The 9,798-nt window shown below is 74.9% G+C and carries 8 protein-coding genes, 1 pseudogene and 1 riboswitch; of the genes and pseudogenes, 8 read left to right on the top strand and 1 reads right to left on the bottom strand.

Translation table 11 applies throughout. The features are described 5' to 3' along the window. Positions 1–1,231 (top strand): AMP-binding protein (locus ABT336_RS25595; protein ID WP_350899866.1); only part of this gene is annotated, 1,231 nt, incomplete at its 5' end. Next, a complete protein-coding gene (locus tag ABT336_RS25590; RefSeq protein ID WP_350899864.1) occupies positions 1,228–2,199 on the top strand; it encodes an NAD-dependent epimerase/dehydratase family protein in 972 nt (323 codons plus the stop codon). The genes ABT336_RS25595 and ABT336_RS25590, both read left to right, overlap by 4 nt. 75 nt (positions 2,200–2,274) lie before the next feature. Here ABT336_RS25590 and ABT336_RS25585 read toward each other — a convergent pair whose 3' ends face one another. Next, a complete protein-coding gene (locus ABT336_RS25585; protein ID WP_350899862.1) occupies positions 2,275–3,735 on the bottom strand; it encodes an SDR family NAD(P)-dependent oxidoreductase in 1,461 nt (486 codons plus the stop codon). Between the two features lie 264 nt (positions 3,736–3,999). Between ABT336_RS25585 and ABT336_RS25580 the strand changes: the two genes are divergently transcribed. The 6 genes and pseudogenes from ABT336_RS25580 to ABT336_RS25555 all read left to right on the top strand — a co-directional run. Beyond that, a complete protein-coding gene (locus ABT336_RS25580; RefSeq protein ID WP_350899860.1) occupies positions 4,000–4,569 on the top strand; it encodes a GNAT family N-acetyltransferase in 570 nt (189 codons plus the stop codon). A 28-nt stretch (positions 4,570–4,597) separates the two neighbouring features. Further along, a riboswitch (cobalamin riboswitch) is annotated at positions 4,598–4,765 on the top strand. Between the two features lie 14 nt (positions 4,766–4,779). Continuing rightward, positions 4,780–5,949, top strand: a complete 1,170-nt coding sequence (locus ABT336_RS25575) for a prenyltransferase/squalene oxidase repeat-containing protein (protein WP_350899858.1) — start codon at positions 4,780–4,782, stop codon at positions 5,947–5,949. A 17-nt stretch (positions 5,950–5,966) separates the two neighbouring features. Further along, the gene (locus ABT336_RS25570; protein WP_350899856.1) at positions 5,967–6,455 is read left to right on the top strand and encodes an SCO2322-related protein; all 489 of its coding nucleotides are present in this window, start codon (positions 5,967–5,969) and stop codon (positions 6,453–6,455) included. Between the two features lie 341 nt (positions 6,456–6,796). After that, positions 6,797–8,251, top strand: a complete 1,455-nt coding sequence (locus ABT336_RS25565; protein ID WP_350899854.1) for an LPXTG cell wall anchor domain-containing protein — start codon at positions 6,797–6,799, stop codon at positions 8,249–8,251. Beyond that, positions 8,248–9,186 (top strand): SCO2322-related protein, encoded by a 939-nt coding sequence (locus ABT336_RS25560; RefSeq protein ID WP_350899852.1) that lies wholly within the window; start codon positions 8,248–8,250, stop codon positions 9,184–9,186. Before ABT336_RS25565 ends, ABT336_RS25560 begins: the two co-directional genes overlap by 4 nt. Next, positions 9,179–9,798 (top strand): annotated as a pseudogene (locus ABT336_RS25555) (energy-coupling factor transporter transmembrane protein EcfT); the annotation flags it as partial. The gene ABT336_RS25560 and the pseudogene ABT336_RS25555, both read left to right, overlap by 8 nt.

Here is a 9,798-nt window from a genome sequence, read left to right as displayed (position 1 = left end):
CATCGGCGCGGGGCCGGGGGCCGCCGCCCTCGGCGCGTCGACCCTGGGACGCCTCGCCCGGCTCGGCGCGGCCGGTGACCAGGAGCCGCCCGCCGCCCCCCACCCGGACGACGACGCGGCGGTGCTGTTCACCTCCGGGTCCACCGGACCGGCCAAGGGTGCCGTCTACACCCACCGCCAACTGGCCGCGATGCGGGACGCCCTGGTCGAGTTGGGGCTGACGTCGGACGGCGCGGTGGTGGCGGCGTTCGCGCCGTTCGCGCTCTTCGGCCCGGCCCTCGGTGCCGCCTCGGCGATCCCGGACATGCAGGTCACCGCCGCCCGGACCCTGACCGCCACCGCCCTGGCCGAGGCGGTGGCCGCCGTCGACGCGTCGGCGGTGTTCGCCTCCCCGGCCGCGTTGCGCAACGTTGTCGACACCGGTCCCGCCCTCGACGACCGGCAGCTCGCCGCGTTGGCCGGGGTCACCTCGCTGTTCAGCGCGGGCGCCCCGGTACCGGCCGCCCTGCTGACCCGGATGCGGGAGTTGCTGCCCAAGGCCCAGCCGCACACCCCGTACGGGATGACCGAGGTCCTCCCGGTCACGGACGTCACGCTCGACGAGATCGTCGACGTCGGACCGGGCGACGGGGTCTGCGTCGGTCGGCCGCTGCCCGGGGTGCGGGTGGCGGTCGCCGCCCTGGACCCGGCCGGTGTGCCCGCCGAGGAACCCGACCCGACCCCGGAGGTCACCGGGGAGATCATGGTCGCCGCGGCTCACGTGAAGGACCGCTACGACGCCCTGTGGCTGACCGAGCGGCAGTCCTCCCGTAACCCGGGTTGGCACCGTACCGGCGACGTCGGCCACCTGGACCGCGACGGTCGGCTGTGGGTCCAGGGCCGCCTGGCCCACGTCCTGGTCACCGCCGAGGGCGTGCTCACCCCCGTCGGACTCGAACAGCAGGTCGAGTCGCTGCCAGGGATCGCCCGCGCCGCAGTGGTCGGGGTGGGGCCCAGGGGCGTGGAGCAGGTGGTGGTCGTCGCCGAGACCACGCCCGGGGTACGCCGTGCCGCCCTGGCCGACCCGGAACTGACCGACGCGGTACGCGCTGTCGTCGCCCCACCGGTAGCGGCAGTGCTCGTCGTCCCCGCCCTCCCCACCGACATCCGCCACAACTCGAAGATCGACCGGACCCGACTGAGCCGGTGGGCGCAGCGGGTGCTGGCCGGGGAAGGGTTCGGCGGACTGTGAGGGTCCTCGTCACCGGTGCCAGCGGCATGCTCGGCGGTGCCGTCGCCTCCACTCTCGCCGGTCGGGGCGACACGGTCCGCGTCCTGCAACGCCGCCCCAGCGACCTGCCCGGCGTCGACGAGCGGCGGGGGGACGTCACCGACGCGGCGACGGTCCGCGCGGCCGTCGACGGGGTCGACGCCGTGGTGCACCTGGCCGCGAAGGTGTCGATGACCGGTCGGTGGCAGCAGTTCGAGCAGACGAACATCTGTGGTACGGCGACGGTGCTCGACGCCGCCCGGGCCGCCGGGGTGACCCGGTTCGTGCAGGTCTCCTCCCCGTCGGTGGCCCACCACGGCGTCGGGCTGGTCGGTGCCGGTGCCGACCCGGCCGACCCCCGGCGGGCCCGGGGCCACTACGCCCGGAGCAAGGCCGCCGCGGAACTGCTCGCGCTGGCCGCCGACGGTCCCGACCTCGCCGTGGTGGCGGTCCGTCCGCACCTGGTCTGGGGGCCGGGTGACACCCAACTGGTCGCCCGGATCGTCGAACGGGCCCGGTCCGGGCGGCTCGCCCTCGTCGGGTGGGGCACCGCCCTGATCGACACGACGTACGTGACGAACGCCGCCGAGGCCATCGTCGCCGCCCTGGACCTGGCGCCCGAGGCCGACGTCCGCGGCCGGGCGTTCGTGGTGACCAACGGGGAGCCCCGGACGGTGGCGGAGCTGGTCACCCGGATCTGCGCCGCCGCGGGGGCGCCGCCGCCGAGACTACGGGTGCCGGTGGCCGCCGCGAAGGCCGGTGGTTCCCTCGTGGAACGGGTCTGGTCGCGGCTGCCGCGCACCGACGAGCCCCCGATGACCCGTTTCCTGGCCGAGCAGCTGTCCACAGCGCACTGGTTCGACCAACGCCGGACCCGGGCCGCGTTGCGCTGGACCCCGCAGGTCGGCCTGGACGAGGGGTTCGCCCGGCTGGCCGCCGCCCACAGGTAGGGCACCGGGCGCCACCCGACGCGACCGTCACGAACCGGCGCGGCCTCCCACGCGACCGTCACGAACCGGTGGCGGTCACCAGGCGCAGGGGACGTAGTCCTTGAGGAAACAGCCGTACAGGTCCTCGCCCTGCTCGCCCCGCACGATCGGGTCGTACACCCGGGCCGCGCCGTCGACCAGGTCCAGGGGGGCGTGGAATCCGGCGTCGGCCAGCCGCATCTTCGTCGGGTGGGGCCGCTCGTCGGTGATCCAGCCGGTGTCGACGCTCGTCATCAGGATGCCGTCGGTGAGCATCTCCTGGGCGCTGGTGCGGGTCAGCATGTTCAACGCGGCCTTGGCCATGTTCGTGTGGGGGTGTCCGGGGCCCTTGTAGCCGCGACCGAACTGTCCCTCCATGGCGGAGACGTTCACCACGTACTTGCGGCGGGCCGGCGCGGCGGCCATCGCCGGCCGGAGCCGACTGACCAGGACGAACGGTGCCGTGACGTTGCAGAGCTGCACTTCGAGCAGTTCGACGGGGTCCACCTCGTGCACGCGCTGCACCCAGCTGTTGACCGGGTCGAGGTCCGGCACGAGACCACCGGCGTCGATGGCGGTGGCCGCCGCGATCCGTTCCGGGGAGGCGGATCCGCTCGTCAACGCCAGGGCGGTGAGCGCGTGCGGGGTGAGCGAGACCGGCGGGGGCGACGCGGTCAGGCTGCCGACCGTCTCACCCCGGCCCGGGGTGGCGGCGAAGGTGACCACGTCGGGGAGGGGACCCTCGGGCAGGGCCGCCGCCTCGGCGGCGACGAGGTGGGCGTACGCCTGGGGGCTGCGGCGGACCGTCTGCGCCGCGTTGTTGATCAGGATGTCGAGTGGTCCCTGGGCGCTGACCGAGTCGGCCAGGGCGATCACCTGGGCGGGGTCGCGCAGGTCGATCCCGACGACACGCAGCCGGTGCAGCCAGTCCGCGCTGTCGGGCATCGCGGCGAACCGGCGGACCGCGTCGTGCGGGAAGCGGGTCGTCACGGTGGTGTGCGCGCCGTCGCGCAGCAGCCGCAGTGCGATGTACATGCCGATCTTCGCCCGGCCCCCGGTGAGCAGCGCCCGTCGGCCGGTCAGGTCGGTACGGGCGTCGCGGCGTTCCCGGTTCGTGGCGGCGCAGGTGGGGCAGAGTTGGTGGTAGAAGGCGTCCACCTCGCGGTAGCGCTGCTTGCAGACGTAGCAGCCCCGTGGCTGGTGCAGGACCCCGGCGGTGGTGCCGGTGGTGGGTGAGGCGAGCGGGATGCCCTGGGTCTCGTCGTCGATGCGGCCCGGTGCGCCGGTGGCGGTGGCGGCGGTCACTGCGAGGTCGGCGGTCAGGATCTCCTCCCGGCGTCGCGTCCGCCGCTGCTGCTTGATCGTCTTGTAGAGCCCGGCGGTGGCCCGCTGGACCCGTACCACGTCCGGGTGGTCGGGAGGCAGGTCCGCCAGGTCCTCGATGACGCGCAGGCAGGTCTCCAGCCGGCTCTGGTCGATGCCGTCCGGGCCGCCGTCGAGGGTGTTGTCCGCTGTCATGCCGCTGATGTCCCGATCCCGTCCCTGCGCCGGGGCTGTCCGGCCCACCCGTGAAGTCCGACCCGAAACTGTACGCACCACACGGGCGGTGCCGCACCCCGCCTCCGTCCACCAGCCCGGCCCCGCCGGGTGGCATCGACGGGGACCGGTGCCGCCCGCCCCCCGCAGGTCCCCACGACTTAGGTCAGCCTTCGCTGAGTTTGGTCACTCCGTTCGGCATCTGATTAGGTATGCCTAACCTAACTTCATGCCGGAGGAAGTCTGATGACGTCGACACCCCTAGCCCACGGCGACCTCCTCGACGAGGTCGTCATCACCACCGAGGCCGACGTCGACGCGCTCACCGAGGTCTACCACCGGGTCCACGCCGAGGACCTCCACCTCCTCGATCACAGCACCCCGTCGGCGAGCGACCGGATCCGGTGGACGGTCGAGGCCGACGGCTTCGAGGGGGCACTCGGCTATGTCGCCGGTGAACTCGTCGGGGCGGTGCTGGGCTGTCCACTGCCGCCGGAGACGCTGTGGTGGCGCGACCTGACCTCGGTCACCGACACCGCCCTCACCGCCGAGTGGCCGAACCGGACCTTCGCCGTGTGCGAGGCGTTCGTCCTGCCCGAGTTCCGTCGCCACCGCCTGGGTGTCCGGATGACGACCGACCTGCTGGACCGCCGTGGTGAGGAGCGGGTCACCCTCGCCGTCACCGAGACCAACACCCGGGTCTGGCACGCGCTGCAACGCCTGCGCTTCCAGCACGTCGGCGACCTCGTTCCCTTCCCGGGCTGGCGGTCACACCGGATGCTGGTACGGTCCCTACCGCTGTCCGCCTCCCGGTGACAGGCCGGGCCGCCGCGACGGATGTCGCATTGACATCCGCTGCTGCGGCAGACGAGACTGACGCGACAACTGCACACCTGCGCGTACGTGCGGGGGAAGTCCGGTCGAAGTCCGGCGCTGGCCCGCAACGGTAGGCCACCGAGGAGGGACCTCCTCGGTGACGAGCCCGAATACCCGCCGTGCCCGCGATGTTCCCGCTCCTCACCCGTCGTGGCCCACGGGTCGGAGGCCGACCGGCTCTGCCCCGCGCAGGCCGGGCCGGGTTTCGACGTCCGCCGGGCCGGAAAGGCGCGTCCGATGGTCGCCCGCCCGAGCCGGCACCGCCTGCTCACCCTGCCCAGCGCGGTGCTCACCGCCTTCACCCTCACCCTCGGCGTCGCCGCGCCCGCCGGTGCCGCGCCCGCAGCGCCCCCCGCCGACGTGGCAGCCGTCCAGGCCGTGGCCCCCCGCCCGGCCGCCGCCGCCGGCTGGCTGGCACGCCAACTCGTCGACGGGGAACGCTTCGAGGCGGTCTTCGGTGGTGTCGCCTACCCCGACGCGGGGCTGACCCTCGACGCCGTCCTCGCGTTCGCCGCCGCCGGGGTCGCCGACGACTACGGCGCGGACGCCCTGGACTGGGTCACCCGGGCGGACATCCGCGACGGGTACCTCGGCGACGGGGGCACCGAGGCCTACGTCGGTGCCACCGCCAAGCTCGCCCTCACCGTCGCCGTACGCGGCGACGACCCCACCGACGTGGGTGGAGTGGACCTGGTCAGCCGGTTGCAGTCGCTCCAGGCGACCGACGGCCGGTTCAGCGACCGGTCCGCGTACGGCGACTACAGCAACACCTTCAGCCAGTCCTTCGCCATCCTCGCCCTGACCCGTACCCCGCAGGGCGCACCGGGCACCGCCGCCCAGTGGCTGGCCGGGATCCGGTGTGCCGACGGCGGCTACCCGGTGGTGGCCGCCCAGGCGACCTGTGTCTCCGACGTGGACGCCACCGCCCTGGCCGTGCAGGCGCTGCGCGCCGCCGGTCGGTCCGCCGACGCCACCGCCGGTCTGCACTGGCTGCTGTCGGTCCAACGCACCGACGGAAGCTTCCCCAACGCCGACGGGCTGTCCAACGCCAACAGCACCGGCCTGGCCGCGCAGGCCCTCCGCGACGGCGGTCGGCCGCTGGCCTGGCTGCGGGCCCGGATCCACCTCGCCGGGCTCCAGGTCGGCTGCTCCGGGACCCCCACCGACCGGGGGGCGATCGACTTCGACGGCGGCTCCTTCGACCCGGCCACCGCCGTCCGGGCCACCACCCAGGCCGTCCTCGGCCTGACCGGCACCGGGTACGCCCACCTGTCCACCACCACCGCGACGCCGGGCGCACCCAGCCTGCCCTGCCTCTGACCCTCGAAGGAGCCCACATGTCCAGTGCCCTCTCCACCACCCGCAGGCGACTGGCCGGTCTGATCGCCGCAGCCGTCGTCGCCGTCGGCCTGGTCGCCGCCGACCCCGCTCCCCAGGCCGCCCAGGCCGCCCCCTGCACCGGCACCACCGGCGTCACCGTCGTGGTCGACTACGGTCCCCTCGGCGGCGGGGTCCAGGTCGGCTGTCACGTCGGTGACCCGGCCACCGGACTGGCCGCCCTGCAGGGCGCCGGGTTCACAGTGACCGGCACCGCCCGGTGGGGGCTCGCCTTCGTCTGCCGGATCAACGGGCAGCCGACCTCCGCGACCGAGCCGTGCGTCAACACCCCGCCCGCCACCGCGTACTGGTCGTACTGGCACGCCGCCGGCAGCGGCAGCCCCTGGACCTACAGCACCTCCGGGGCGAGCAGCTACAACCCGGCACCGGGCACCGTGGAGGGCTGGCGTTTCGGCACCGGCACCGCTCCGAGCATCACCGCCCCCTGACCCCGGATCGCCCCGCCTGACCCGGTGCACCGGGTGACGACCGTCGCTCTGGCGCAGTGCCGCCCACGAGCGGTACCGTGTCGACACCCGGTGCGCCGGGTACACATCTGCATACGTCCTGTGTGGGGGAAAGCCGGTAGAAGCCGGCGCTGACCCGCAACCGTGAGCGAACCATCGCGAGCCGGAACGCCCCACCCCGGACGAGCGGCTTCCACTGTCGAGGTCTACAGGGTGAAGTCCGGGCCACCGAGGATCTCGGCCACGCCGTCCGACCGGACGGACGCGGTCGACCCACGGATGCCTTCCGGAGCTTCCACCGACCGCTCTGCGAAAGGCACCCCATGCCCACCTCCCGGACCCGTCGCCTCGGCGGCGGACTCCTCGTCGCCACCGCGGCCACCCTGGCCGTCCTCGTCGCCACACCGCACGGTGCCGTCGCGACCTCGGCCGCCGCCCGTGACGGCGCGACCTGGCTCGCCGACGAGTTCACCGACGGGACCCTGCCCGGCCCGTTCGGCGGCATCGACTGGGGACTGAGCATCGACGGGGTGCTCGCCCTCGCCGCCACCGGCGCGGCCCCGGCGACCCGCGAGGCCGCGACCGCCCAGATCGCGGCACACGTACGCTCCTACAACAGCTACGACGACTACGGCATCGAGGGTTTCACCGACGGCGGCGCGACGGCGAAACTCCTCTACCTCGCCACCGCCACCGGTGCCGACCCCCGTGACTTCGGCGGGCACGACCTGCGGTCCGAGACGCTGTCCCTGGTCGCCCCCGCCGACACCGGCCACCAGCACGGCCGGATCACCAGCCGGACCACCGAGGCCACCGGTCCGGACGCCAGCAACACCTTCGACCAGGCCTTCACCGTCCTGGGCCTGACCCGCAGCGGCGAGGTGGCCCAGCCCACAGTCGACTTCCTCGTCCGCCAGCAGTGCCGGGCCGGCGGTTTCCGGCTCTACCCGGACGCCGACGGTGCCCCGTCGCCCTCCTGCGACGACCAGGGCACGCCCACCCTCGACGTCGACTCCACGGCGATGGCCGTCCAGGCCCTCCTGGCCGCCGCCGACGGCGGTGCCACCGGGGCGGCCGACGCCGCCCGACGGGGCGCGGACTGGCTGGCGACCCAGCAGCACACCGACGGCTCCTTCGGCGGCTCCGGGCCGACCAGCGGCGCGAACTCCAACAGCACCGGTCTCGCCGGGCAGGCCCTCGCCGCCGCCGGACGTAGCAGCGAGGCCGCGCGGGCGGCGACCGCGCTGGCCGCCCTCCAGGTCACCGCCGCCACCGGGGGTGCCGCCGCCGCCGAGGCGGGTGCCATCGCCTACAACACCGACGCCCACGCCGCCGCCGTCGGCCAGGGCATCGCCGACAACGACAAGGACCAGTGGCGGCGCGCCACCGCCCAGGCGATCCTCGGGCTGGCCCAGGTGCCGCTGGGCGGCATCGGCGTCGACCCGCCGCAGTCCCCCGAGCCCACCCCGACCGGCGGGCCCGGTGGGCCCTCGCCGACCGGCCAGCCCACGCCCCCGCCCACCGGCACCGCGACCCCCACCACCGGGGCACCGACCGCCTCCCCGACCCCGGGCACCACGCCCGACACCTCGCCGAGCACCCCCGACCCGAGCGGCACCCCGTCGCCGGTGCCCACCACGACCACCCCGGTCGCCGGTGCCCCCGGCGGCGCCCTGCCGACCACCGGCGCGTCGATCGTCACCTGGCTGGTGGTCGCGCTGGTCAGCATCGCCGGGGGAGTGGCGCTGCTCGTGTTCGCCCGACGGCGGGCACAGTGACCGGTCCGGTCACGCGGACGGGACTCGTCGTCGCCCTCGTCGCCGCCGGCACCCTCGGGGTGCACACCCCCGTCCGGGCGGCGCAGGGCACCGCCGGACCCTGCCCGGACGCCTCCGGGGTCACCGTCGTGGTCGACTTCAACGAACTCGGCGGGGGAACCGTCGTGCGCTGCGCCCCCGGGACGCAGAGCAGCGGACTCACCGCCCTCAAGGGTGCCGGCTTCCAGGTCGCCGGCACCCTGCGGTGGGGCGAGGGGTTCATCTGCCGCATCGAGGGCCGGCCGTCGGTCGCCGCCGAGAAGTGCGTCGACACCCCACCGGCCAGCGCCTACTGGTCGTACTGGCACGCACCCGACGGGGGTTCGTGGACCTACAGCGACAAGGGCGTGCTCAACCGGAGACCACCGGCCGGCAGCTTCGAGGGCTGGTCGTTCTCCCTCAACCGCAGCCCGGACGACGCGCCCCGTCCCGGAGCGGCACCGCAGCGGCCGAAACCCCCGACCCGCCCCGAGCCGACCCGCCCCGAGCCGACCCGCCCGGCACCCCCGCCCGCGCCGCCCCCGGCGACCGGCCCCGACGACCGCCCGCCACCACCCCCCGCCCCCACAGTGGGCGTTCCGGGGGGTGCGGGCCCGACCGACGGCGTACCCCCGCCGCCGGGCGGCCCCACCGGAGGGACCGTGCCGACCACCCCGCCGATCCCGACCACCTCGGCGTCGACTCCGCCGCCGGTACCCTCGCCGACCCCGCCGCCCGGGTCGACCCCGGTCGGCGAACCGCCCACCGACGCCCCGGTGCCGACGCAGGTCACCGCGGCACGTGACACCAGCGGCCCGCCCCTGGGCACCCTGGCCGGGCTGCTCCTGCTGGTGGCGGTCGCCGGTGGGGGGATCGTCACCACCTGGCGTCGGCGTCGCACCACCCCTGATGAGTGACCGGGTGCCCGGCGGTCACCCCGGGCACCCGGCACCGCAGGGCGGGCGACTGCCCCGCGCCCTGCACCCGGGGGCCTGGTGGCTCTGGGCGCTCGGACTCGCCACCGCCGCCAGCTACACCACGAACCCGTTGCCGCTGGCCCTGATCGTGGCCGCCGCCGCGCTGGTGGTGGTCCGCCGCCGGGGCGACGCCCCCTGGGCGCTGGCGTTCCGGATGTACCTGATCCTCGGGGCGATCGTCGTGGCGATGCGGGTGGTGTTCCGCGTCGTCTTCGGCGGCGGTCAGGGCGAACACATCCTGGTCCGGCTTCCGGAGATCCCGCTGCCGGCCTGGGCGGCGGGGATCCGGCTGTTCGGGCCGGTCGCCGCCGAACAACTCCTCGGCGGGTTCTACGACGGACTGCGGCTGGCGACGATGCTGATCTGCCTCGGTGCCGCGAACGCGCTGGCCAACCCGAAACGACTGCTCAAGGCGGTACCCGGGGCGCTCTACGCGGTCAGCACGGCGGTGGTGGTCGCGCTCTCGGTCGCCCCACAGCTCGTCGAGAGCGTCCTGCGGGTACGGCGGGCCCGGCGACTACGCGGCGGGTCGGGGCGCGGCCTGCGGGCGCT

It is taken from the genome of Micromonospora sp. NPDC000207, assembly GCF_040300925.1.
Lineage (GTDB): Bacteria > Actinomycetota > Actinomycetes > Mycobacteriales > Micromonosporaceae > Micromonospora.
Note: the sequence above shows the minus strand (reverse complement) of the source record. Positions and strands in the feature narration are given on the sequence as shown.